Here is a 23008-nt window from a genome sequence, read left to right as displayed (position 1 = left end):
GTCTAGACGCTGTCGGCAGAGCCGTACCCAAGAGCAAGTGACACGCTCCCTATCACAGACAGATAGGCTGCCCAAGGCGTTCATTTCAGTAAAATAATTAACTTCTATCGCTTTTTTCTCGTAATCTTTTCTTATGTTGATGCTACATCATGGCTTTAAATATAATTCGGATGGCATGCCGTCATCATCAAAATTCCCAACCAGGCATGGCCTGACGATCACATTGCCGTATGCTCTTTCTTATCCGGGAGCAGACAAGCGGGACCCGGATAAGGGGGAAGTATGAAAAACGTACAACGGATTGAACGTTCACAGGCATGTCTGTACGGGGGCGCGATCGGTGATGCACTGGGTGCACCGATCGAGTCACTGGATTGGCAGGCCATTCGCGATGAGTTCGGGGAAGAAGGGTTGCAGACCTTCGCGCCCGCCTATGGCGGAGTAGGATGCGTCACGGATGACACCCAGATGATGCTCTTCACCGCTGAGGGAGCGCTGCGGTCCTATGTGCGCATTCAGGAGTGCGAGATCTATGCGCCTATCGTGGTCTTGCATCATGCGCTGCTTCGCTGGTTGATCACCCAGGGGGAGCAACCCGCTTACTCCCGGATCGATACGAAGATCGGCCTGGTCAATGATCCCCGTTTGCATGTTCGGCGTTCTCCCGCCAAGACGAGCCTTGAGGCATTGGCCCAGGCACCGTCCCTTGGTGGTGAGGCACGCAACAGTAGCAAGCAGTGTGACGGTCTGGTGCGTGTGGCACCGATCGGCTTGTTTCCTTGGGGCGATTTTCTATTGCATCATCGCGACCGTGCCTTTTCTGTTGCCTGTGAATTGACACGTTGCACCCATGGCCATCCCAGCGCCTACCTCAGCGCCGGTGTCTTTGCTTACCTGGTCAACGGCATGATCGACAACGAGCGTACGCTGGAATCGCTGATACCTGACGCCCTGGATTTCATGGACAGCGGTGGCTGGCTCGATTTCTTCATTGAAAGCGCGGAAGAGCGCGAGGCGTTGCCCCGCAGTCAGGTACACATTCGTTTTCTGCTCGAGTCGGTGCTTGATTTCCATACTCAGCGCATGGCTCCCAGCCCGGAAGGCATCGATGCCTTGGGACGCGGTGAATCCGCGGAAGAGGCGTTGGCCATTGCCGTGTGGTGCGCGCTGGCCGCCAGCGACTATCAACAAGGCGTCCTCTGGGCGGTCAATCACAGTGGTAAAAGCGATAGTACCGGCCTGCTGGCGGGTAACCTGCTAGGGCTGCGTTTTGGTCTTCCAGGCCTTCCTACCCAGTGGATCGAGGATCTTGAATTGCGCGATTGGCTTTACCGACTGGGGCATGACCTGCAGTGGCTACCCAAGGTGTATCTGGGTCGCGGCTATGGCGCTCATGATGCGGAGCTGCGTGAATGTTATCCGGACAACTGACGGCTTCAGGATCCCTGCAGGAGCCGCCCGGCATCGGGTACCTGCGGACGCAGATTCAAAGCCTTGAGCATCTGATGAGTGGTGCAGGTGGCGGCGGATACCACCGGCAGGCCAATGGCATCCTCCACCGGCTGAATGGCGGCCAGCGACGGCATCTGGACGCAGGCTGACAGCACCACGGCATCCGCATCGCGATAGTCGAGGCGTTTGACGATATCCACCAAGGCCAGAGGGTCGCGGCGCCCCACCTCGAGATTGTCGGCGATCTCCAGAGAAATGCTGTCGACAATCTCGATATTCTCCGCTTCGATGTAGTCGACCACTAGCCGGGTCAAGGGCTTCATGTAGGGCGTAATGATCGCGACCCGACGGGCGCCCAAGGTCTCGAGCCCCTGCACGAGGGCGCCGGCGCTGCTGACGATCGGCGTCGGGAAACCATTGCCCTGCGTGACATCGTGCAGGCGACGCTGCGACTTGCGATGATAGCCCGGCCCTTGGCTCATGATGGCGACCAGGCAGGCATAGCCCATGACGTCGACCTCGGCATCGGAAAGCTCCAATGCGCAACGGTCGGATTCCACATCCATGGCGATGAGTTCTTCCTGAGTCACCTGCTTCATGCGCATGCGGCTGGAGTGGAAAGTGAAGCGCTCCGGAGCAATCGCTTCTCGAGCGTGCAGCAAGGCCGGAATCTCAGTTTCCATGGTGGTGTTGGAGCTGGGAACGATCTGGCCGATGCGATAGGTTCTATGGGTCGTCATGGTGTGCACGTCTCGAGAGGATGCCGTCAGGCAGGGGTGTAGAGGTCCTGGAACCGTTCGCGCAGTTGGTTCTTCTGCACCTTGCCCATGGTGTTGCGGGGCAGACTGTCGATGAAGACCACACGCTTGGGTTGCTTGTATCGTGCCAGCCGCCCGGTGAGGAAGTCGAGCACCTTGGCTTCGTCGATCTGCGCTTCGGGCTGGGCCACCACGACGGCGGTCACGCCTTCACCGAAATCCGGGTGCGCCACACCGATGACGGCGGACTCGGCCACCTCGTCCATCTCATCGATGACCTGCTCGATCTCCTTGGGATAAACGTTGTAGCCGCCGGAAATCACCAGATCCTTGTCCCGCCCGACAATATGGATATAGCCCTTCTCATCGAACATGGCCAGATCCCCGGTAATGAAGAAGCCGTCCTCGAGCAGTTCCTCGCGGGTCTTGTCCGGCATGCGCCAGTAGCCGATGAAGACATTGGGGCCGCGCACCTCGAGAATGCCGATCTCGCCCTGAGGCAGGATTTCACGGGTTTCCCGCTCGACGACCCGGGCCTCGACCCCGGGCAGTGGCATGCCTACGGTCCCGGCGATGCGCTCGCCTTCGTATGGGTTCGAGGTATTCATGTTGGTTTCGGTCATGCCGTAGCGTTCAAGAATAGCGTGGCCAGTGCGCTGCTCGAAGGCCTGGTGCGTCTCGGCGGTGAGGGGCGCAGAGCCGGAAGTAAACAGGCGCATATTGGCGGTCAGCTCCGAGGTCAGTCGTTCATCCTGCAGCAGACGGGTATAGAACGTGGGTACCGCCATCATGGTGGTGCCGCGAGGCAGTTCGTCGATGATGATGTCGAGATCGAAACGGGGCAGGAACAGCATGCTGGCGCCCGCCATCAACACGACGTTGCAGGCCACGAACAAGCCATGGGTATGGAAGATCGGCAGGGCGTGGATCAGCCGGTCCGACTCGGTGAAGCGCCAGACGTTCACCAGCGCCTCGGCGTTGGACCCCAGGTTACGGTGGGTGAGCATGGCGCCCTTGGAGCGCCCCGTCGTACCCGAGGTATAAAGAATAGCCGCCAGGTCATCCGCATCCCGAGGCTCAATGGATTCCCGGGGGGTGGCACTACGGGCGAGATCCATCAATTCTCCATCGCTGTCCGCGCCCAGGGTGGTCGCCCGCGGACAGCCTGCCTGACTGGCGGTTTTTTGAGCCTCCTCCAGATTGGCGGGACGGCACACGAACAGGGCCGGTTCGGCGTTCTCGAGAAAATAGCGAATCTCCTCGGCGGTATAGCCGGTATTGAGCGGCAGATAGACACCCCCCATGCGCAGGCAGGCCAGATAGAGCAAGATGGCCTCGGGACTCTTGTCGACCTGCACGGCGACGCGATCTCCTGGCGTCACCCCCAGGCCGATTAGCGCACCTGCCAAGCGGGCGCTCATGTCCAGAGCCTCGGCGTAGGAATAACCCTGGCCTTCTCGAGTCGTGATGAAATCGGCGTCGCCCCGTGCCCGCATACGCTTTTCGAAGATATCGAACAGGTTATGATTCATTTCGCCGTCTCTCCCTTGAGCAGTTTACGGGCGCGCCGCGCGAGATCGCGCACGCTCGACGAGCGGGCGATCGTGCCTTGGGTGGTGTATTGCTCGTGATTGCGTTCGATATCGTCGAGCACATAGAGGTAGTTGACCATCAGGCCGCCGGACTGCCCCATGCCCTGAGCGGAGGTGTCGCCCAGCCAGTTGATACGATGGAGCTCGGCGCCATTGCCCAGGTGAAAGCGTGCTACCGGATTGATTGGCAGGCCGTGACGGTTCTTCTCGTTGAGTAGATAGTGCGCCGCCAGGGGCATGATGACGTCCTTGAGCGTCGCGGCCTTGCCGGCGTCGTGCTGCCAGCCGGGTTCGGCGAGGCCTTCGAGCGTCTGGCGAGTCTCATCGTCCAGAAAGGCGTCGTTATCTTCCTGCCGCATTTCCAGCCACTGACGAAATTTCGGCACCGGCGAAAGGGTCACGAAGTGGCGCAGATTGGGCAGTTCCTGCTTGAGTTCCTGTACCACCTGCTTGATCAGGAAGTTGCCGAAGGAGATTCCCCGCAGGCCGATCTGGCAGTTGCTGATGCCGAAGAAGGCTGCCGTGTCCGCGGCCTCCGGGTCGTCGATGTCGTAGGTACGCGTGTCCAGGATGGTCTGGATCTGATCCGGGAGCCCCTTGTGCAGCGCGACTTCGACGAAGATCAACGGTTCATCGCCGAGCGCCGGATGGAAGAAGGCGAAACAGCGTCGGTCCCGAGCATCCAGGCGGCGGCGTAGATCGTTCCAGTCGTGGATTGCATGTACCGCCTCGTAAAGGATGATCCTCTCGAGAATGACCGCCGGTGTATTCCAGTCGATACGCTTGAGTACCAGGAAGCCGCGGTTGAACCAGGAGGCGAAGAGGTGCGCGAAATCGGCGTTCAAGGCCTTGAGCTCGGGGTGATCGGGCAGCAAGGCCAACAGGTCCTCGCGCATGTGCACCAGTTCATGCGTGCCGCCGCTGGTCAGATTGAAACGCCGCAGAAGCTCCTGACGGCGTGGCTCGCAGGCATCGAACAAGGCTAGCAGCGCACTCTCGTCGCGGGTCTCGCGATATGTTTCATAGGCCTGGTCGACTTGCGAAGGATCTGCGGAAAACTTCTTGTTCAATCCCTCGAAGAAGCGCCGCTTCTGTTCGTCGTCGAGCCGTGAATAGATTGCCAGCGCACGACTGGCCAGAGTGATGCTCGAGGCTTCACCGTCGCTTTCGAGCAGTGTCTGACAGGCTTCTATCAGGTGCGTGTGATCGACCTTGCGACGCTCGTCGGCATCTTTTCTGCGCAGCACATCGCGTTGGGTGATGGTGTTGAACAACTCCTGTAGAAAGCTCGTATTCATCCTGTGCGCCTAGTCGTTGATAATCAGGTCGGGTAGCCAAGTAGCGATGCCCGGGAAGAAGCACAGCAGCACGATGCCCAACACCATGCACAGGGCATAGGGAAGGCTGCCCAGCAGAATGTCCCGCAGGGCGATGTCCGGGGCGATGCCCTTGATGATGAACAGGTTCAAACCGACGGGCGGCGTAATCAGACCGATCTCGAGATTGATGGTCAACACTACCGCGAACCAATAGGGATCGAAATCCGCCGCCAGGATGATCGGTAGCAGGATCGGCGCGGTCATCACGATCACCGCCACGGGCGGTAGAAAGAAGCCCGCTACCAGCAGAAACACATTGATGATGCCCATCAGGACCCAACGGTTCACTTCCAGGTCCGCGATGGCGCCAGCCACCGTCTGAGTGATGAACAGTGAAGAGAGCGCGAAGGCGAAAACCTCTGCGGTCGCGATGATCAGCATGATCATCACACTTTCACTCAGCGCGTCGTGCATGATGGTCTTGAGCGGTTTCACCTGCCACATGCGGTAGACGATTATAGCCAGCGCCAGACATAGAAAGGCGCCTGCGCCAGCCGCCTCGGAAGGAGTAGCCACACCACCGTAGAGAGCGAACAGGATGGCCGTCACCACCAGAATGAAGGGCAACACTCGCACCAGTGCCTTGAGGTTGCCCTCGACGTTTTCCTTGGCGCTCGCGGCGGCATCCGCCAGCGGGTTGCCGTAGCCGCCGGAAAACTTGCAGGCAATCAATGTCCAGATCATGAACAAGCCGGCCAGCATCAACCCGGGCAGGGCGCCGGCGATGAACAGCCGACCGATGGAGGTCTCGGTGGAGATGCCATAGACGATCATGGTGACCGACGGCGGAATGAGAATGCCCAAGGTGCCGCCGGCGGCGATGCACCCGGCGGCAACGCCATCCGGATAGCCGCGCTTGCGCATCTCGGGAATGCCCAGTTTGCCGATGGCGGCGCTGGTGGCGGGTGAGGAGCCGGACAATGCCGCAAAGATCGAGCAGGCGCCAATGTTGGAGATCGCCAATCCCCCGGGCATCCTGCCGAGCCATAGATCCAGGGAGCGGTACAGGTCCCGCCCGGTGGGGGATGAGGCCACGGCCGCGCCCATCAGAATGAACATCGGAATGGCGACGAAGCCGAAGGAGGCGATGTTGCCGAAGAAGGTTTCGCCGAAATAGATCAGTTCACCCATGCCGCGATCGAGAACCAGTCCTCCCAGGGCGACAGCGCCCAATGCGAAAGCGATGGGGGTGCCGATGGCCATCAGCACGAGCAGAGCAATGACGATGAGGATGCCGCTGGTAACTGGATCCATGGTCAGACCTCCCCCCGCAGGATTTCCGCCACATACTGCAGCGAGAGCAAGCTGATGCCGATGGCCATGGGAAGCAGTGCCGGCCATAGGGGCGGGTTCCATACGGTGCCGGTGGTCCAGTTCATGCCGTAAGCCTCGAAGAAGTAGTGCCAGCCGCTATAAGCCAGAGCACTACAAAAGGCGAGCCCGACCAGGGCGGAGATGAGGTACATGATCTTTTTGGCCCAGCCGCCCATGGCATCCGGCAGCACGGTGACCGCGACATGCCCGCCATTTCGAAGCACATAAGGCGCACCGAGCAGCATAGCGCCGGTGATGGAGTAGATCGTGAATTCGGTCTGCCAGATCGTACTTTGACCCAGCACATAGCGCATGAAGATCATGTGGCAGACTGCCAGTACCCCGGCCAGCAACAAGGCGCCGGCGATGAGCGCTACAACGCCCGAAAGCGTATCCATCAGGCGAATGTAACCACCAATTGCGATCCGACCCGGAGTCAGCGGGCGGCTTGAGCCATCAACCATGAGAAGCTCCCTTTCAAAGCCTTCATTCGACGGCTAGAGCTGCGTCGATCAAGGCTTGCCCATTGGGAACGTTCTCGGCAAAGGTTTTGTAGGAACTCTTCTGAGCGATATCGAGCCAGGCCTGGTAGTTTTCGGGTGTCATGGTGACCACTTCGACACCGTTCTCCTTGTAGACATCCACGAGCTCCTGATCCAGCGATGCCGCTTCGCCAGCGAAGTACTCTTCGGCTTTCTGGCCGGCTTCGGTCAGCGCTTTCTGCTGCTCCTCGCTCAAACGGCTCCAGCTTTGTTCGGAAATCAGGATCGGTTCGTACATGAACCAGAGGGCGTTGTCACCGGGAGCGGTGAGGCAACTGACCTGTTCGTAGATACGATAGGAAATGAAGGACCCAGAGGAGGTGTTGGCGCCGTCCAGCACGCCGGTTTGCATGGCGGTGTAGATCTCCGATGAGGGCATCGAAGCGATCGAGGCGCCGGCGGTGGCCAGCATCTCGTCGAAGGCCGGGCCGGCAGCGCGCATGGTCTGGCCTTTCACGGTGTCCGGGCTGGTGACGCAGCGTACGTTCGAGGCGAAGCCACCCGCCAGCCAGGCATCTGCCAACACCCTTGCCCCGGCGTCATTGATCACTTTCTTGATCATGTCCATGAACTCAGAGTCGTTGAGGCGCTGCGCCCGTTCGTGGCTGCGGACCAGGCCAGGCATCAGCGTGGCCGAGAATTCAGGATGGCGACCGCTGGCGTAATCCAGCGGCAATGAGGTCATATCCAAACGACCGCGCACCAGGGCTGGCCACTGCTCCTGAGCCTTGAACAGAGATTGACCGGGATAGACCTGGATTTTTAGATCGACACCCGCGGCCTCGACTTCCTTGGCCATCAATTGGACCATCTCGTCGCGTACATCCCCCTGACCGCCGGGAAACTGGTGGGAGGCGCGAAGGGTAGTCTCGGCGTTGGCGGTAGAGCTGACGGCGAATAACAGAGCGGTGGCGGCGGCCAGCGAGGGCAGTTGATGTAGCATGGCGATCTCCGGATTCATTGTTTTTGTCGAATATGCGATGTTTTGAAATATATATGATTTGCTATGATGTATACATCAATAGTCAGTAGATCCTGATGTGTCAAACAGGGGGCGCTAGACAAACGTCGTGGATGACCGACAATCGACGAATAGCGACAACACAGGAAGTCAGTGTGAAGAGCGAGAAGCGGTACAATGCCCAGCAACTCAAGGAGTCGCTGGAGGATGACATCCTCAATGGTCGTTTGCCGCCGGGTGGACGTCTCGATCCCGAAGAGTTGGGCAGGGCATTCAATGTATCGCGCACGCCGGTGAGGGAGGCCATACAGCAACTGGTCGCCAGTGGGCTCGTGACGGTCTCACCAAAGAAAGGTACTTTCGTTGCTCAGGTCAGCATCGAGCAATTGATCGAAATGTTCGAAGTGATGGCAGAGCTTGAAGGAATGTGCGGACGCTTGGCATCACGGCGCATTCTTCCTGAAGAATTATCGGCACTACGAGAAGCGTTATCACGCTGTGAAACGGCAGCGCAGGGAGGTGATCCGGATGAGTACTATCACGAAAACGAGATCTTTCATCAATGCATCTATTCGGCGAGTCATAACGATTTTCTTGCCGCGGAGGCACGCCAACTCAAGCAGCGCTTGGCCCCTTATCGGCGTCTGCAGTTGCAGGTACGCCATCGTATACTCGCCTCGCTGGCCGAGCACCGCGATATTGTGAAAGCCCTCGAGGCGGGAGACCCCCTTCAATCCGAACAGACCCTGCGCGGCCATGTACTGATCCAAGGTGAGCGTTTCGGTGATTTCATCGCCAGCGTCAGGCAATTCAACTCCAACGCCAGGAGCACTGGCGGCAGGGACGCCACCTCTCTCGACTGAATCGCGTACCGAATCATCGATTGTTCGCCAGCGGTGTCTCCAACTAGACTCCACAGAACACGATGACGAATCACCAAGGAGAAATCACCATGTCCGTTCGCGAAATCGCCCTCTATATCGACGGCCAGCCCGTCCCATCGAAAGCCGAGCAGTGGCGCGATGTGGTCAATCCTGCAACCCAGGAGGTGGTGGCGCGGGTGCCTTTCGCCACCCCCGAGGAAGTCGATCAGGCCGTCGCCAGCGCCCAGCAGGCGTTTGCCAGTTGGCGCAAGGTGCCCCTGGCCAAGCGCATGCGCATCATGCTCAAGTTTCAGGCGCTGGTTCGTGAGCACACCGAGGAGCTGGCGGCACTGATCACCGAGGAGCACGGCAAGACGCTGCCGGATGCGGAAGGCGAAGTCGGTCGTGGCCTGGAGGTGATCGAGCACGCCTGTTCGATCACCTCGCTGCAGCTTGGCGAAATCGCCGAGAACGCGGCCAGCGACGTCAATGTCTATTCGCTGCATCAGCCCCTGGGAGTCGGCGCCGGGATCACCGCCTTCAACTTCCCCATCATGCTGCCTTGCTTCATGTTCCCGCTGGCCATCGCCACCGGCAACACCTTCGTTCTGAAGCCCTCGGAGCAGGACCCGTCTTCCACCATGCGTCTGGTCGAGCTGGCCCATCAAGCGGGGGTGCCCGCCGGCGTACTCAACGTGGTACATGGCGGGCCGGATGTGGCCAACCAACTCTGCGATCATCCGGACATCAAGGCGCTCTCATTCATCGGCTCGACCGCCATCGGCACCCATATCTACGAGCGGGCCGGTAAGGCCGGCAAACGCGTGCAGTCGATGATGGGTGCCAAGAATCACTGCGTGATCATGCCGGATGCCAATCGCAGTCAGGCGATCAACAACGTGCTGGGCTCGGCCTTCGGTGCCGCCGGCCAGCGCTGCATGGCAAACTCGGTACTGGTGCTGGTGGGCGAGGCGCGTCAGTGGCTGGACGAGATCGTCGAGAAGTCCAGGGAAATGAAAGTAGGCCCCGGCACTCAGCGCGACGCGGACCTGGGGCCATTGGTGTCACCCGCAGCGCGGGATCGGGTGCTCAAGCTGATCGATACCGGCGAGTCCGAAGCGACACTTGCGCTGGACGGACGCGGCATCAATGTCGAGGGCTATCCGGATGGCAACTTCGTCGGACCGACCATCTTCAGCGACGTGACGGCGGACATGACCATCTACAAGGAAGAGATCTTCGGTCCGGTGCTGTGCGTGGTGGGGGTCGAAACATTGGACGACGCCATTGCCTTCATCAACGCCAATCCCAACGGCAACGGCACCTCGATCTTTACCAATTCCGGCTGGGCCGGGCGGCGTTTCGAAAGCGATATCGACGTCGGTCAGGTGGGTATCAATGTGCCGATTCCGGTGCCGGTGGCCTACTTCAGCTTCACCGGCTCTCGCGCTTCCAAGCTCGGCGATCTTGGACCCAACGGCAAGCAGGCGATCCAGTTCTGGACTCAGACCAAGACCGTGACCTCCCGTTGGTTCGAGCCGGAGAATGTTTCCGGCGGCATCAACAGCACGATCTCGATGGGGTAAGCGCGAAAATAGATAAGCTCGTGAACACCGCCAGGACTCATGGCGGTGTTTTTCTACTTCGAAGGAATCATTTATGAGTGCATCTCTCAGCCGTTTCCCTATCCCCGAGACCCTCGATGAACTACCCGAGGATATTCGTAACGTCATCCTGGCGGTGCAGGAGAAGGCTGGCTTCGTGCCCAACGTCTTTCTCACGCTCGCTCATCGGCCTGACGAGTTTCGTGCCTTCTTTGCTTATCACGATGCGCTCATGGAGCGGGAATCCGACACCCTGACCAAGGCCGAGAAGGAAATGGTGGTGGTGGCCACCAGCGCGCGGAACCGCTGCCTCTACTGCGTGGTCGCTCACGGCGCGCTGGTACGTATCTACAGCAAGGATCCGCTGCTCGCCGATCAGGTGGCGATCAACCATCGCACCGCCCCGATCAGCGAGCGCCACAGGATCATGCTCGATTTCGCACTCTATATCGGTACAGAGCAGGGCGAGCTCAACGACGAATGGCAGAGTCGTCTATTCGAGGTGGGCTTTACCCTCGAGGATATCTGGGACATCGGTGCGGTCGCCGGCTTCTTCGGCATGTCCAACCGTCTGGTGAATCTCACCGGAACACCGCCCAATCCCGAGTTCTACCTGATGGGCAGGGTGCCAAGATAGAAAATACGCACCTACTCAGCCGCCTATCTGGAATTTCTCGAATAGCTGCAGCACCGGCTCGAGTTGGCTCTCATGCAGAGTAAGAACAGTGTCGAGGGTGTCATTCTCGGCAGGCAAGATGACGGCAAATTCGCCTTCTTCCACATGGAATTCGTGCACCTCTCGTAGACCATCGGATGTCTCGCAGCGGATGGAGCGGTAGGGGTCGTCTTCGCCATAGGTCAGACGATGGTACACCTTGAAGAAGGTATAGAGTGTGAGCCCTTTAGCGAAGGCTGGCCAGCGGGCAGGGATGGTGCGTGTATCCTCGTCGAGATCCTGGCCGTTTGCTTGTGCCGTGGCGATTGCCTCGGCCAGTGGCTCGGCGATAAGAGAGGTTGTGTCGCGGGGCAGCGGTTCTTGTGCTTCGATCGCCTGGCGGTAGCGCTCAACGATTTGGCGCAAATCATCGAGAGAGGCGAGCCGATGGCAGCTATGCTGTAAGTTCCCAGGATCGCATTCGCCGTTTTCCCAGCCGTGTACTACGTCAAGAGTCAGTTGATTGCCGACCATCGGCTGACCAAGAAGTGCTTCAATGGCCACATTCAGGTGCAACTGACGCTCGGTTACCGAGTTGTCGAAGGCGGAGTAGGGGTCGGTGAAAATGGCATGCAGGCGCCCAGGCGCATGCTCCTTGGCTTCATTGAATGACATCGGTAAGCTTCCGGCGCAAGTGGTCGTTTGAATTCTTTGCTCGTACATCATGCTTGGTTAAATATGATATCGGCGGGTAACAGCAGTTTCTTGAGGCAAAGTTACCGTAGAATATTGGTAGCGCCGAGAGTGTCGCTTTGTCTGTCTGCGCAATTCCGGAGGTCTGCTGGCCATGTCCATCTTTACGAATGCATTGATTCTGCTGCTGACGATAGTCGGCATGGAGGCGTTCGCCTGGTTTGCCCACAAGTACGTGATGCATGGCTGGGGCTGGGGCTGGCACCGTTCCCATCACGAATCCCGCTCTGTGCGTCAAGCTCATGGCTGGTTCGAGAAGAACGATCTCTACGCGGTGGTGTTTGCCGGTGTGGCGATCGTCTTGATTGCGCTGGGAACCTGGGGCCGGTATCCGCTTCAGTGGATCGGCGCCGGTATGACCGCCTACGGATTTCTGTACTTTCTGGCCCACGACGGTCTGGTGCATCAGCGCTGGCCGTTTCGCTACGTGCCGCGGCACGGTTATTTGAAGCGCTTGTACCAGGCCCACCGCATGCATCATGCGGTAAATAGCAAGGGAGGATGTGTCTCCTTCGGCTTTCTGATTGCCCCCCCTATCAGCACCCTCAAGCGTCAACTGCGGGAAAAGCATGGGGGCGCGTTGCCGAGTGCGACTAGTCGGGACGCTGCCAGAGATGTTCGGCTCTAGGCGTCGGCGTTTGCCAGCGAGAGCCGATCGTCTGCCCCAATCCTTTAGCCAATAGGCGTAGCTTGTCGCTTTTGCTGGTGGAGACGCGCTGATCCCAGGCCCGTGCGCCTTGCGCCATGACGTGAATGCCGATTTTCCGATAGACGCCGTGGGCGGTGGCGATCGCCCAGGCACTGCGGGGTGGTAGCGCGCCAAGTCCACCCTGAGCTGATTGATAATAGGGCTCCGCCAGATTGATCAGGCGTACCGCCACCCGCGCCAGCGCCTGGCGATGCTGCCGGGCGGTGATTTCCTCCGGCGGTATGCCGGCCTCAATAAGCCACGTCCGCGGCAGGTAGCAGCGGCCGATCTCGGCATCGTCGACAATATCTCGAGCGATGTTGGTCAACTGGAACGCCAGACCCAGATCGCAGGCTCGATCCAGAATCGCCTTATCCTTCACTCCCATGATCCAGGCCATCATGATGCCGACGACACCGGCCACGTGATAGCAGTAGCTCAGGGTGTCGTCGATTGTGTCGTAGCGACGGCCCTGAACATCCATGGCGAAGCCTTCCAGATGTGCAAGGGGATAGCGTTCGGGAAGACCGTGCTGCAGCGCCACCTGCTGAAAGGCGGCAAAAGGGGCGTCCTGCATGGGCTCACCGGCATAGGCGAGCTGCGTCTTGCGGCGAAGCCGGGCCATACGCCGTTCGCTGGTGTCCGGCGCGCCTGCCGTCATCTGGCGCATGCCCAGATGCTGGTCATCGATCACGTCGTCGCAATGGCGACACCAGGTGTACAGCATCATCACGCTGCGTCGCGTCTTCGGATCGAACAGGCGCGCAGCGGTAGCAAAACTTTTTGATCCGGCCTGGATGGTCTCGGCGGCATGGCGGTCGAGCGCATCAGCCATCAAGACGCTCCAGCATCAGTGTCGCCGTGGCCTTGGCGGAGCCCACCACCCCGGGCACTCCTGCGCCGGGATGGGTGCCGGCCCCCACCAGGTAGAGATTGTCGATCTTCTGGTCGCGATTATGGGGTCGGAACCAGGCGCTCTGGGTGAGAATGGGTTCCAGGGAGAACGCCGAGCCAAGGTGCGCATTGAGTTCATCGCGAAAATCCAGCGGCGTGAAATGGCGACAGGTCACCAGATGTTCGCGTAGCCCGGGAATGTAGTGCCGCTCCAGATAGTCGAGAATGCGATCGCGATAGACCGGCCCCTGGTTTTCCCAGTCGATCGGGGCGGTGCCCAGATGAGGCACCGGCGCCAGCACATAGTAGGCGCTGGACCCAGGCGGTGCCAGGGAGGGGTCGGTGACGCAGGGCGAATGCAGATAGAGCGAGAAATCCTCCGCCAGGGTATCGGCGTTGAAGATTTCGTCGATCAGTTCCTTGTAGCGTGCTCCCAGGCAGATGGTGTGGTGCTGAAGGTTATTCGAGGGCATGTCGAGGCCGAAATAGATCACGAACAGCGACATGCTGTAGCGCTTTTTCTTGAGCGCCTTGCCGTGATTGACCCCGCGGGGATGCTTGCCCAGCAGGTGGGCATAGGTGTGTATCACATCCGCATTGGAGGCCAGCACGTCAGTCTCGAAATGGCGGCCATCCTGAAGGGTGACACCGCTGACGCGATCATCCTGTGTCTCGATATTCGCCACTTCCGCGTCGAGTTCGAGTTTGCCGCCCAGGTCCTCGAACAATTTGACCATGCCCTGAATCAGCGCGCCGGTGCCGCCCCGGGGAAACCATACGCCACCCTGGCGTTCCAGGGCGTGAATGAGGGTATAGATCGAGGACGTGACGAAGGGATTACCCCCGACCAGCAGGGAGTGGAAAGAGAACACCTGGCGCAGGTGCTCGTCCTCGATGAAACGCGACACCATGGAATAGACGCTGCGCCAGGCTTGTAGCCGCGCCAATTGCGGCCCGGCTTTGATCATGTCGCGGAATGACAGGAAGGGGACTGCGCCCAGTTTGATATAGCCCTCTTCGAATACCGCCTTGGAGTACTCGAGAAAGCGCCGATAGCCTTCGACGTCCCTGGGGTTGCGCAGGGCGATCTGACGTTCCAGCGCCTGCTGGTCGTTGACGTAATCGAAAGACGGCGCGTCTTCCCAGCACAGCCGGTAGAAAGGGGAGACAGGCAGAAGCTCCACGTAGTCGGATAGCTGCCGGCCCGTGAGAGTGAAGAGCTCCTCAAGCGCCGAGGGGTCGGTGATGACCGTGGGGCCGGCATCGAAGATAAAGCCTTTGTCCTCGTAGACATAGGCGCGGCCGCCGGGCTTGTCGCGCTTTTCCAGCAGGGTGGTGTGATAGCCACCGGCCTGCAGGCGAATGGCCAGGGCCAGCCCGCCGAAGCCGGCGCCGATCACCAGAGCACGTTGTTGCGTCATGGTCGCTTCCTGGTTGGTGTCGAGTCGCGTCGATAAGAAGAGAGAAGTCGAGCAGGGCTAGGGCCTGTTGACGTTTCATCGCGAACCGCGTTGCTGCATCAAAAAGTGTCAGTCAAGGCGCGAAGCGCAGGGAAGGGTTATTCCCTTTTCAAGTTTCGCAACGCAGAATGGCGCTTTTTGCTGCGCAACCCGACGGGCTGGGCCAGTTTTTACCCGCTGCTGCGTTAGTCGTCGTTCATTTGGAATAACCAAATTTCTCTCCTCCTGCCTTGCCCCGAATAAAAACTGGCGCCAGCGCGGCCGTGAATGAAACGTCAACAGGCCCTAGAGCACCTTGCGGCGCGGATGGCCTCGCCCAGCGGCACCGGTGGCTTGCCGACAAGAATGCGCGCCTTGTCCAGAGCGGTCAGACGCCCGGCATAGAAGCGCTCGATCAATCCCTCTGGCAGGCCGTAGAAGCGCTGCATGACCTGCCAGCGCTGGCTAGGCGAGCCGGCCAGAAACAGCATGCGGTTGAGCAGGCGAAAATAGCCTTGCTGGCGCCACTCCCGTTTTGCTTCGTCACGGATCGCGGCAAATAGCGACGCTGCGCTTAGGTCAGCAAGGCCGGCAATGCGTTCCGCCAGGCGTACCGCATGGGGCAGCGAATAACCGGTGGTGGGATGGAAAAGCCCTGCCCGCAGGCCGCTGCGCGGCTGCCCGTTGGCTTCATTCCAGAAGGCGTCGAAATCGCCGGCCAGGGTGATCGGCAGCACGCCGTGCTCTTCCCGCAGCACCTCGTCCATCTGCCATCCGTTGGCCTTGGCATAGGCGTGAATGTTGTCCCGCAATTGCGCCTCGTCGTCGACCGGTTGATCGACGTAGTGGGTATCCTCGATCAGCAGAGTGTTGGCAGAAAAAGGCAGCACATAGACGAACCGATAGCCATCGCCCTGGGCGAGGCTGGCATCCATCAGAATCGGTTCCTTGAGCCCATGCGGGCTTTCCAGCCGAATTTCCTGGCCCAGAAAGGCCTGATAGCCCAGGCACAAATGCGCATTGGGCTCGGGGCCACGGCCGTCGATCACGGCGTCTGCCGTCAATCGGGTGCCATCTTCAAGCGTGACCCGGTCAGGCGCGAGAGAGGTAATGGTTGTATTCACCCATAGCGTATCGCCGAGAGCGCCTTCGAGTGCGTGTGCAAAGGTCGAAGAGAACAGGCTGGCATAACCGCCCTGCAGCAGCCGCTCGCGATCTGGAAAGATTACCCGATGGCGTGGCCAGCGGCACTCTATCAGGGGTGCCAGCCAGGCGTGTTGCTCGGTGTTCAAGTCGCTGTCATGAAATGACCAGGTATGGTTGCCACCGGGGCGGCTCTCCTGCTCCAGCACCAGCACGCGAAGCTCGGGGCGATCGCGCTTCAACCGCAAAGCGATCAGTCCATTGGCCAGACCGCCACCAGCCAGAATCAGATCGTAAGGGTGCTGTGCCATGCAGGGCGTGTCCTGTGGGTCGGGATGCTTGAGTCTAGCCATGAACTCACGGCAGGGCAGCGCCGTTTTCATTCAGTAGCGTTGCCTGGCGCAGTGCGTTCAGATCGGCGCTGCCGGTACAAAAACAGGCGATGCGCAGTTGCTGAATGAGTATCTCGAAATGCTCGATCACGGCCTCGCTCGACTGGGTGGCACTTGCAAGCACCGCCGCGGCCTGGCCCACGAGATCGGCGCCTAAACGAATTGCCTTGGCCGCATCGACACCGTCGCGGATACCGCCGGAGGCGATCAGAGGCGTATCCGGCAGCTCGCATCGTACTGCCTGAATGGCCTGCGCCGTAGGGATGCCCCAGCCGGCAAAAGCCATGGCAATGCGCTGCTGTGCCTCGCTAGAGGCCCGTTCGGCTTCCACCGCCGCCCAACTGGTGCCGCCGGCGCCCGCCACATCGATGACCGCCACACCTTCTTCTATCAGTGCCCGGGCAACCTGGGGCGAAATGCCCGCGCCGACCTCCTTGATCATCACCGGTACCTCGAGGGCTCGTACAAGTACGCCAATGGCCTGACGAACATCACGCCAGTCACGATCGCCTCCGACTTGTACGGCTTCCTGCAGGGGGTTGAGATGCACGATGAGGGCGTCCGCATCGATCATGTCCACAGCGCGACGTGTCCAGTCGATGCCCTGGGCCTCCCGGAGCTGGGCGGCACCGATATTGCCAAGTAACGGAATGTCCGGTGCGAAACGTCGCAGCTCGCGGGTCAGGCCATGATCATTATGAGTCTGCAAGGCGACCCGTTGAGAGCCGACGGCTAGAGCGATTCCCAAGGCCTGGGCGGCTTGCGCCAGATGCTGGTTGATCTCTCGAGCCCTTGCCGCGCCACCGGTCATGGAACTGATCAAAAACGGCGCGTTCAACCATTTACCCAGAAACTGTGTGCGCAGATCGACATCGTCGAGATTAAGTTGCGGCAAGGCGCAATGCTCGAAGCGATAGGCGGCAAACCCCGAGGAGGTAGGCGCGGTCGCACGCTGAGCGTCTAGCACGATAGTGAGATGATCGTTCTTGCGCTCGACCAGGCCTTCGCCGTTCATGTTTTCTCCTTGCCAAAGAGCATGGGCTAGAACTCCATTGTATAGGGTAGCGCATGAAGTTGTGCAAGAATTGTACGGGTCGATCATCAAGAACAAATCCAGGAGCGTCCCCAATGGGTTCATCCTTTACCGATCCTGCTTTCGATAGTGCCGAATCCGAGAGCCTTGCCGCGATTCAACAGGCTTTCGAGAGGCGCTTGGAGGAGCTGCTTTCGGATACACAAGGTAGCGACGATCCGGTTAGCCAAGCCATGCGTACTAGCCTACTGGTATCGGGTAAACGGGTGCGGCCTCTATTGCTGGTGCTTGCCGCCCGAGAACTGGGTTGTCCTGCGCCGATGCTGCTTGATTTGGGTGCCTCGGTGGAGATGATTCATACCGCCTCGCTGATCTTGGATGACCTTCCTTGCATGGACAACGCCAGTATGCGTCGCGGACGCCCGACGGTGCATCGTCAGCATGGGGAGGACGTGGCCATGCTGACGGTGGTGGCCTTGCTGAGCCGAGCTTTCGGGGTGGTATCCGAAGCACCAGGGCTCTCCGCCGAGCAACGCACGATGATGATCGGTCATCTGAGCCAAGCGATAGGCGCCCAAGGGCTAGTGAGAGGACAGTACGAAGATCTTCATGAAGCACACAGACCCCGATCCGTGACAGACGTCATGATCACCAACAGACACAAGACCGGTGTGCTCTTCCAGGTTAGCTTGCGTATGGCAACACTAGCCGCCGGGACCGATCAGGCCGCGACCGATGCGCTGGAGCGTTTTGCCCTGGCGCTGGGACAAGCCTATCAGTTATGCGATGACCTCGGTGATTGCAGTGCGGTTCACGGCAAGGATGCTTACCAGGATCGCGACAAGGCCACACTGGTCAACCTGCTTGGGGCCGAGGAAGTGCGTCGGCTGCTGAATGAGCAACTCGAAGAAGCTGATCGATATTTGACTCTCGTCTATGGTCCTCGCTCGGCACTCTGTAACTTCATGCGCAGCCTTTTCCCTCGCGCTTGGTAACCATCCGGTTCACCATTGTATCGCCGGATGTTGCAACCGTTGGCGCTTGCTTCCAAAATCGATGCCCACAAACACATGCCACCGCGGAGCCCGGGCCATGAGCGAGCAACAGCAGGACAAGCGTCGTCGTTATTCCAGTCAAGTCGTCGATGGCATTGGCAAGTCCGCCAGCCGATCCATGCTGCGCGCGGTGGGCTTCAGCGATGAGGATTTCACCAAGCCCCAGGTGGGTATCGCCTCTACCTGGAGCCAGGTCACGCCCTGCAACAGCCACATCAACGAACTGGCCGAGGATGCGCGCCAGGGTGCCGATAGTGCCGGCGGCAAGGGGGTGATCTTCAACACCATTACCATCTCGGATGGCATCGCCAACGGCACCGAGGGCATGAAGTATTCCCTGGTCTCCCGGGAAGTGATCGCCGACTCCATCGAGACCGTGGCCGGCTGCGAGGGCTTCGATGGGGTGGTGGCCATCGGCGGCTGCGACAAGAACATGCCGGGCTGCCTGATCGGACTGGCGCGGCTCGACCGGCCCAGCGTGTTCGTCTACGGCGGCACCATCCTGCCCGGGGCGAACCATACCGATCTGGTCTCGGTGTTCGAGGCCATGGGCGCGCATGCCAAGGGCGATATGGAACTGATCGAACTCAAGCAGATCGAGGAGACGGCGGTTCCCGGGCCTGGCTCCTGCGGCGGCATGTATACCGCCAACACCATGGCGTCCGCCATCGAGGCATTGGGCATGAGCCTGCCCAATAGCTCGGCCCAGAATGCGGTATCCCAGAACAAGCGAGACGATTGCCGTGCCGCTGGCGCCGCCGTGCTCGAACTGCTCGATCGTGATCTGAAGCCCAGCGACATCATGACCCGCGAAGCCTTCGAGAATGCCATCACCGTGGTGATTTCCCTCGGAGGCTCCACCAATGCGGTGCTGCACCTGATCGCCATGGCCAACGCCATCGGCGTCGAGCTGACGCTGGACGATTTCACCCGTATCGGCCGGCGCGTGCCGGTAGTGGCGGATCTGCGCCCCAGCGGTCATTACATGATGAGTGAGCTGGTCGCCATCGGCGGCATCCAGCCGTTGATGAAGATGCTGCTCGATGCGGGCCTTCTGCACGGTGAATGCATGACCGTCACCGGCAAGACGCTGGCCGAGAACCTGGCGGATGTCGCCCCTTATCCGAGCGATCAGCAGATCATCCAGCCGCTGGACAAGCCGATCAAGAGCGAGAGCCATCTGCGTATTCTCTACGGCAACCTGGCGCCAGAGGGTGCGGTGGCCAAGATCACCGGTAAGGAGGGCACGCGCTTTTCCGGCCGAGCCAAGGTGTTCGGCTCCGAGGAGGAGGCCCAGGCGCGCATCAACGCCGGCGACGTGGTGGCCGGCGATGTGGTGGTGATTCGCTACGAAGGCCCCAAGGGCGGCCCGGGCATGCGCGAAATGCTCACCCCGACCTCGGCGATCATGGGTCAGGGCTTGGGCAACGATGTGGCCTTGATCACCGACGGACGATTCTCCGGCGGCAGTCACGGCTTCGTGGTCGGGCATGTGTCACCGGAGGCCTTCGAGGGCGGGCCACTGGCGCTGGTGGAGGATGGCGACGAGATCACCATCGACGCCGAAGCGGATACCATCGACGTGCATATCGACGATCAGGAATTCGAGCGTCGTCGCGCCAACTGGAAACAACCCGCACCGCGCTATACCCGGGGTGTGCTGGCCAAGTATGCGCGGACGGTGAGTTCGGCGTCGACGGGGGCGGTCACCGATCTGCCGGTATAATAAATACCTGCGCGAACGAATCGCTGTGTTGCGCGGTGCTGGTGCGCCAGTCCGATCGAAAACTTGCCTAACACCCCGTTATGTCTCGTTTTCTGTGCGCCGCGCGCCTTGCGACGTAGCGACGCCCGCTTATTTCGCTCGGTTATTTCTTGTGTGGCAGGTAATAAAAGCCCGGGAGCGCGTGATGTTACAGGACATGCCACGGTTTGAAAGCGATTCGCCGATTGGCGTGATCGCCGATACCCACGGCACGCTACGCGACGAAGCGCTCATCCTGCTCCAGGATTGCGCGTTGATTCTGCACCTGGGCGATGTGGGCAAGCCGTTCATCCTCGAACGGCTTGCCGAGTTGGCGCCACTCTACATCGTGCGGGGGAATATCGATACGCAAGAGTGGGCCGAAGATATCCCCTGGGTCCAGAATCTGGAGGTCAACGGCTGGCGGCTGCATCTGGTGCATGACATCGCCGATTTAGATGCGAGCACGCCCTGCGATGCGGTGCTGCACGGCCATTCCCACAAACCCCGTAACGAATGGCGGGGCGGTCGGCTGCTGTTCAATCCCGGCGGTGGCGGTCGGCGTCGTTTCAAGCTGCCGATTACCCTCGGCAAATTATGGGCGGATGAACGCGGCTTACGCGGTGCGATCATTCATCAGCCGCTCGATGTGAAATCGTCATGATTGCCTCACGGCCCGTCGTTGAAGTGCGTGCCTATCCGGACCGGGTGCTCACCGATCGTCACGACTTTCATCAGCTGTTGCTAGGGCTGAGCGGTAACGTTGAGCTCGAGACCGATGGCCGTGGTTCGCGAGTGACGGCCGGTGTGCTGGTACCCATCGCTGCCGGTGAGCAACACCATTATTTGGCATTGCGTGATAACGATTGCCTGACGCTGGATCTGCCGGTCACCTGGTGTGAGTCACTGGAGCTGGATATAGCGACGAACCATATGCCACGCCGACTGGCCCCGGCATTAGTCGCAAACGGCCCGAGACTCACCACTGCCGGTTCCACTGAGTTGCTGAGTTGGCTGCATGAAGCCTTGGCCGATACTGGTGCCAAAGTGATGGCACCGCGCCTGAGACTGATCCGGTTGCTATCGGCCATCAAGGCAGATTTAGCCCATCCCTGGCGTGTCAACGAGATGGCTGCCTGTTGTCATCTTGCCGAGGCGGTGTTCGCGCGGCAGTTTCGCGCTCTGACCGGACAGACGCCGCATAACTGGCTGATCGCTCGGCGTCTTGAGCGTGCCCGCCATCTAATGCGTGAAACCAAGGGTTCCTTGACCGAGATCGCATTGGCTTGCGGTTTTGCAGACGCGGCGCACTTCTCGCGCAGCTTCCGGCAGCAGCACGGTTGTTCGCCCCGCGATTGGCGCGGCATCCTTCGACTCATGGAATAACGATCCATTGGTCAGGATTCTACAAGTCATGACCGTCGACTAGCGGCAGGCTCTGCAGCAGTCCCTCTGTTGGCGAGAATCATGACGCAATCCATCCCCGACAATCGTGCTACCGCCATCGGTGCTACCACGGTGCTCAACTGGGCGCTGCTGGCAGCGCTGACCCAACTGGCCGGGCCGGTGCCGCCATTTCTGCTTACCGCGCTGGCCTTCGGCATCGCCTTTATCTGTTTTGCAGCCTGGTTGAGCCTGCGTGGCGAATCGCTATTCGCATCCTTCAAGCAGCCGCCTGCGATATGGGCGCTGGGCGTCGGTGGGTTGTTCGGCTACCACGCGCTCTATTTCATCGCCCAGCAGAATGCGCCGCCGGCCAATGCCGGGCTGATCAGCTATCTATGGCCGCTGTTGATCGTGATCTTCGTGGCGCTGCTGCCCGGTGAACGGCTGCGCCTCATTCATGTGATCGGCAGCCTCCTGGGCTTCAGCGGGGCGGCCTTGCTGGTGGGCGGCGACGTGAATGTCGGGGGCAATACGCTGGGTTATGCGGCGGCGTTTGCCTGTGCCTTCGTATGGAGCGGCTATTCGGTGCTTTCAAGGGCGACCCGCAGTGTGCCCACCGCAGCGGTAGGCGGCTTTTGTTTGGTTACGGCGCTGCTCGCGGCGCTCTGCCATTGGTTCTTCGAGCCGACGCGCCTGCCGCAAGGCCTCGGCTGGCTCGGGGTGCTTGGTTTAGGCCTGGGGCCGGTGGGCAGCGCCTTCTTCACCTGGGATGTGGGCGTCAAGCATGGCGACCTGCGTCTGTTGGGACTGCTGGCCTATTTCACGCCGCTGTTGTCTACGGTGGTGTTGATCCTGACCGGATACGCCGAGGCAACCCCGCTGCTGGCGCTGGCCGCCGGGCTGATCACGCTGGGGATGCTGGTGGGCAGCGGGCGTTTGAGTGGTCGACTGTTTTCACGCAGTGCCGGTTGATGGATTCTGCTTCCCGCCAGTGCTTGCGATGGCATTGTCCGCTGCAGCCTGGCGTTGAGCTGGATTTGCAGAAAGGAAGCCAGCAGAATACAGTTCAGATCAAACTAAGTTCTATGGACTAAGCTTTACCAGTTATAGGAAGCTGATCATGGAAATCGTCAACATGCATGACGCCAAAACCCGTCTTTCGCAGCTCGTGGAAAAGGCCGCGAAAGGGGAGCCCTTCATTATTGCAAAAGCGGGTAAGCCACTGGCCCGTGTCACCGCCATCGATAGTCCCGAACCGGGTAAGGAGCGCCGGCTGGGCTTCTTGAAAGGGGAGTTCAAGGTGCCTGAAGACTTCGATCGTATGGGTGAGCAAGACATTTCCGAACTGTTTGGAGGCTAGT

The 23008-nt window shown here is 60.0% G+C and carries 22 protein-coding genes; 11 read left to right on the top strand and 11 right to left on the bottom strand.

The window, feature by feature from the left end:
- The first annotated feature begins 282 nt into the window (after nt 1-282).
- A complete protein-coding gene (locus ACPF7Z_RS09295; protein ID WP_425192963.1) occupies nt 283-1431 on the top strand; it encodes an ADP-ribosylglycohydrolase family protein in 1149 nt (382 codons plus the stop codon).
- Between the two features lie 5 nt (nt 1432-1436).
- On the opposite strand, the gene ACPF7Z_RS09290 is transcribed toward ACPF7Z_RS09295, so the two are convergent.
- Genes ACPF7Z_RS09290 through dctP form a run of 6 tightly spaced genes read right to left on the bottom strand, consistent with a single transcriptional unit; the run spans nt 1437 to nt 7980 of the window.
- Nucleotides 1437-2192: a maleate cis-trans isomerase family protein gene (locus ACPF7Z_RS09290; RefSeq protein WP_425192962.1), complete on the bottom strand. Its 756-nt coding sequence runs from the start codon at nt 2190-2192 to the stop codon at nt 1437-1439.
- Between the two features lie 26 nt (nt 2193-2218).
- Nucleotides 2219-3742: a malonate--CoA ligase gene (locus ACPF7Z_RS09285; RefSeq protein WP_425192961.1), complete on the bottom strand. Its 1524-nt coding sequence runs from the start codon at nt 3740-3742 to the stop codon at nt 2219-2221.
- Nucleotides 3739-5100 (bottom strand): malonyl-CoA decarboxylase, encoded by a 1362-nt coding sequence (locus tag ACPF7Z_RS09280; protein ID WP_425192960.1) that lies wholly within the window; start codon nt 5098-5100, stop codon nt 3739-3741. Before ACPF7Z_RS09280 ends, ACPF7Z_RS09285 begins: the two co-directional genes overlap by 4 nt.
- A 9-nt stretch (nt 5101-5109) precedes the next feature.
- On the bottom strand, nt 5110-6435 hold the full coding sequence (locus ACPF7Z_RS09275; protein ID WP_425192959.1) for a TRAP transporter large permease: 1326 nt from the start codon (nt 6433-6435) through the stop codon (nt 5110-5112).
- A gap of 2 nt (nt 6436-6437) precedes the next feature.
- On the bottom strand, nt 6438-6959 hold the full coding sequence (locus ACPF7Z_RS09270) for a TRAP transporter small permease subunit (RefSeq protein WP_425192958.1): 522 nt from the start codon (nt 6957-6959) through the stop codon (nt 6438-6440).
- Between the two features lie 22 nt (nt 6960-6981).
- Complete coding sequence (dctP, locus tag ACPF7Z_RS09265; RefSeq protein ID WP_425192957.1) at nt 6982-7980, bottom strand: TRAP transporter substrate-binding protein DctP; 999 nt, start codon at nt 7978-7980, stop codon at nt 6982-6984.
- Between the two features lie 173 nt (nt 7981-8153).
- Here dctP and ACPF7Z_RS09260 point away from each other — a divergent pair, with 173 nt between their 5' ends.
- The 3 genes from ACPF7Z_RS09260 to ACPF7Z_RS09250 all read left to right on the top strand — a co-directional run bounded on the left by ACPF7Z_RS09260 (nt 8154) and on the right by ACPF7Z_RS09250 (nt 11102).
- Nucleotides 8154-8861, top strand: coding sequence for a GntR family transcriptional regulator (locus tag ACPF7Z_RS09260; RefSeq protein ID WP_425192956.1), 708 nt, complete (start codon nt 8154-8156; stop codon nt 8859-8861).
- 89 nt (nt 8862-8950) lie between these two features.
- On the top strand, nt 8951-10447 hold the full coding sequence (locus ACPF7Z_RS09255; RefSeq protein WP_425192955.1) for a CoA-acylating methylmalonate-semialdehyde dehydrogenase: 1497 nt from the start codon (nt 8951-8953) through the stop codon (nt 10445-10447).
- A 73-nt stretch (nt 10448-10520) separates the two neighbouring features.
- Nucleotides 10521-11102: a peroxidase-related enzyme gene (locus tag ACPF7Z_RS09250; protein ID WP_425192954.1), complete on the top strand. Its 582-nt coding sequence runs from the start codon at nt 10521-10523 to the stop codon at nt 11100-11102.
- Between the two features lie 15 nt (nt 11103-11117).
- On the opposite strand, the gene ACPF7Z_RS09245 is transcribed toward ACPF7Z_RS09250, so the two are convergent.
- Complete coding sequence (locus ACPF7Z_RS09245) at nt 11118-11795, bottom strand: hypothetical protein (protein WP_425192953.1); 678 nt, start codon at nt 11793-11795, stop codon at nt 11118-11120.
- Between the two features lie 172 nt (nt 11796-11967).
- On the opposite strand from ACPF7Z_RS09245, the gene ACPF7Z_RS09240 reads away from it, so the two are divergent.
- The gene (locus ACPF7Z_RS09240) at nt 11968-12501 is read left to right on the top strand and encodes a beta-carotene hydroxylase (protein WP_425192952.1); all 534 of its coding nucleotides are present in this window, start codon (nt 11968-11970) and stop codon (nt 12499-12501) included.
- Here ACPF7Z_RS09240 and crtB read toward each other — a convergent pair.
- The 4 genes from crtB to fni all read right to left on the bottom strand — a co-directional run bounded on the left by crtB (nt 12467) and on the right by fni (nt 17444).
- Nucleotides 12467-13396 carry a 15-cis-phytoene synthase CrtB gene (gene crtB / locus ACPF7Z_RS09235; protein WP_425192951.1) on the bottom strand — a complete coding sequence of 310 codons (930 nt, stop codon included), beginning with the start codon at nt 13394-13396 and terminating at the stop codon, nt 12467-12469. The genes ACPF7Z_RS09240 and crtB overlap by 35 nt on opposite strands.
- A complete protein-coding gene (locus ACPF7Z_RS09230) occupies nt 13389-14876 on the bottom strand; it encodes a phytoene desaturase (protein ID WP_425192950.1) in 1488 nt (495 codons plus the stop codon). Before ACPF7Z_RS09230 ends, crtB begins: the two co-directional genes overlap by 8 nt.
- A 314-nt stretch (nt 14877-15190) precedes the next feature.
- Nucleotides 15191-16420 (bottom strand): lycopene beta-cyclase CrtY, encoded by a 1230-nt coding sequence (gene crtY, locus ACPF7Z_RS09225; protein ID WP_425192949.1) that lies wholly within the window; start codon nt 16418-16420, stop codon nt 15191-15193.
- Nucleotides 16395-17444 (bottom strand): type 2 isopentenyl-diphosphate Delta-isomerase, encoded by a 1050-nt coding sequence (gene fni, locus ACPF7Z_RS09220; protein ID WP_425192948.1) that lies wholly within the window; start codon nt 17442-17444, stop codon nt 16395-16397. Before fni ends, crtY begins: the two co-directional genes overlap by 26 nt.
- Before the next feature lie 113 nt (nt 17445-17557).
- Between fni and ACPF7Z_RS09215 the strand changes: the two genes are divergently transcribed.
- From ACPF7Z_RS09215 to ACPF7Z_RS09190, 6 genes are all read left to right on the top strand, one after another.
- Nucleotides 17558-18457 (top strand): polyprenyl synthetase family protein, encoded by a 900-nt coding sequence (locus ACPF7Z_RS09215; protein ID WP_425192947.1) that lies wholly within the window; start codon nt 17558-17560, stop codon nt 18455-18457.
- A 97-nt stretch (nt 18458-18554) separates the two neighbouring features.
- The gene (gene ilvD, locus ACPF7Z_RS09210; protein ID WP_425192946.1) at nt 18555-20243 is read left to right on the top strand and encodes a dihydroxy-acid dehydratase; all 1689 of its coding nucleotides are present in this window, start codon (nt 18555-18557) and stop codon (nt 20241-20243) included.
- A gap of 184 nt (nt 20244-20427) precedes the next feature.
- Entirely contained in the window at nt 20428-20925 is a 498-nt protein-coding gene (locus ACPF7Z_RS09205; protein WP_425192945.1) for a metallophosphoesterase family protein, read from the top strand.
- Nucleotides 20922-21647 (top strand): helix-turn-helix domain-containing protein, encoded by a 726-nt coding sequence (locus ACPF7Z_RS09200; RefSeq protein ID WP_425192944.1) that lies wholly within the window; start codon nt 20922-20924, stop codon nt 21645-21647. The genes ACPF7Z_RS09205 and ACPF7Z_RS09200 overlap by 4 nt, the downstream gene beginning before the upstream one ends.
- 81 nt (nt 21648-21728) lie before the next feature.
- Nucleotides 21729-22619 (top strand): DMT family transporter, encoded by an 891-nt coding sequence (locus ACPF7Z_RS09195; protein ID WP_425192943.1) that lies wholly within the window; start codon nt 21729-21731, stop codon nt 22617-22619.
- Nucleotides 22620-22767: 148 nt separating this feature from the next.
- Nucleotides 22768-23007: a type II toxin-antitoxin system Phd/YefM family antitoxin gene (locus ACPF7Z_RS09190; protein ID WP_425192942.1), complete on the top strand. Its 240-nt coding sequence runs from the start codon at nt 22768-22770 to the stop codon at nt 23005-23007.
- Nucleotide 23008: the final 1 nt, after the last annotated feature.

The organism is Halomonas sp. GXIMD04776 (genome assembly GCF_049808615.1).
Classification (GTDB): domain Bacteria; phylum Pseudomonadota; class Gammaproteobacteria; order Pseudomonadales; family Halomonadaceae; genus Modicisalibacter.
Note: the sequence above shows the minus strand (reverse complement) of the source record. Positions and strands in the feature narration are given on the sequence as shown.

Coding starts and splice junctions, on each gene's coding strand:
- crtY (WP_425192949.1), bottom strand. CDS start 16,420: ATGAAAACGGCGCTGCCCTGCCGTGAGTTCATGGCTAGACTCAAGCAT.
- fni (WP_425192948.1), bottom strand. CDS start 17,444: ATGAACGGCGAAGGCCTGGTCGAGCGCAAGAACGATCATCTCACTATC.
- ACPF7Z_RS09280 (WP_425192960.1), bottom strand. CDS start 5,100: ATGAATACGAGCTTTCTACAGGAGTTGTTCAACACCATCACCCAACGC.
- ACPF7Z_RS09195 (WP_425192943.1), top strand. CDS start 21,729: ATGACGCAATCCATCCCCGACAATCGTGCTACCGCCATCGGTGCTACC.
- ilvD (WP_425192946.1), top strand. CDS start 18,555: ATGAGCGAGCAACAGCAGGACAAGCGTCGTCGTTATTCCAGTCAAGTC.
- ACPF7Z_RS09275 (WP_425192959.1), bottom strand. CDS start 6,435: ATGGATCCAGTTACCAGCGGCATCCTCATCGTCATTGCTCTGCTCGTG.
- ACPF7Z_RS09245 (WP_425192953.1), bottom strand. CDS start 11,795: ATGTCATTCAATGAAGCCAAGGAGCATGCGCCTGGGCGCCTGCATGCC.
- ACPF7Z_RS09230 (WP_425192950.1), bottom strand. CDS start 14,876: ATGACGCAACAACGTGCTCTGGTGATCGGCGCCGGCTTCGGCGGGCTG.
- ACPF7Z_RS09205 (WP_425192945.1), top strand. CDS start 20,428: ATGTTACAGGACATGCCACGGTTTGAAAGCGATTCGCCGATTGGCGTG.
- ACPF7Z_RS09295 (WP_425192963.1), top strand. CDS start 283: ATGAAAAACGTACAACGGATTGAACGTTCACAGGCATGTCTGTACGGG.
- ACPF7Z_RS09285 (WP_425192961.1), bottom strand. CDS start 3,742: ATGAATCATAACCTGTTCGATATCTTCGAAAAGCGTATGCGGGCACGG.
- ACPF7Z_RS09200 (WP_425192944.1), top strand. CDS start 20,922: ATGATTGCCTCACGGCCCGTCGTTGAAGTGCGTGCCTATCCGGACCGG.
- crtB (WP_425192951.1), bottom strand. CDS start 13,396: ATGGCTGATGCGCTCGACCGCCATGCCGCCGAGACCATCCAGGCCGGA.
- ACPF7Z_RS09190 (WP_425192942.1), top strand. CDS start 22,768: ATGGAAATCGTCAACATGCATGACGCCAAAACCCGTCTTTCGCAGCTC.
- ACPF7Z_RS09215 (WP_425192947.1), top strand. CDS start 17,558: ATGGGTTCATCCTTTACCGATCCTGCTTTCGATAGTGCCGAATCCGAG.
- ACPF7Z_RS09290 (WP_425192962.1), bottom strand. CDS start 2,192: ATGACGACCCATAGAACCTATCGCATCGGCCAGATCGTTCCCAGCTCC.
- ACPF7Z_RS09255 (WP_425192955.1), top strand. CDS start 8,951: ATGTCCGTTCGCGAAATCGCCCTCTATATCGACGGCCAGCCCGTCCCA.
- ACPF7Z_RS09240 (WP_425192952.1), top strand. CDS start 11,968: ATGTCCATCTTTACGAATGCATTGATTCTGCTGCTGACGATAGTCGGC.
- ACPF7Z_RS09250 (WP_425192954.1), top strand. CDS start 10,521: ATGAGTGCATCTCTCAGCCGTTTCCCTATCCCCGAGACCCTCGATGAA.
- dctP (WP_425192957.1), bottom strand. CDS start 7,980: ATGCTACATCAACTGCCCTCGCTGGCCGCCGCCACCGCTCTGTTATTC.
- ACPF7Z_RS09270 (WP_425192958.1), bottom strand. CDS start 6,959: ATGGTTGATGGCTCAAGCCGCCCGCTGACTCCGGGTCGGATCGCAATT.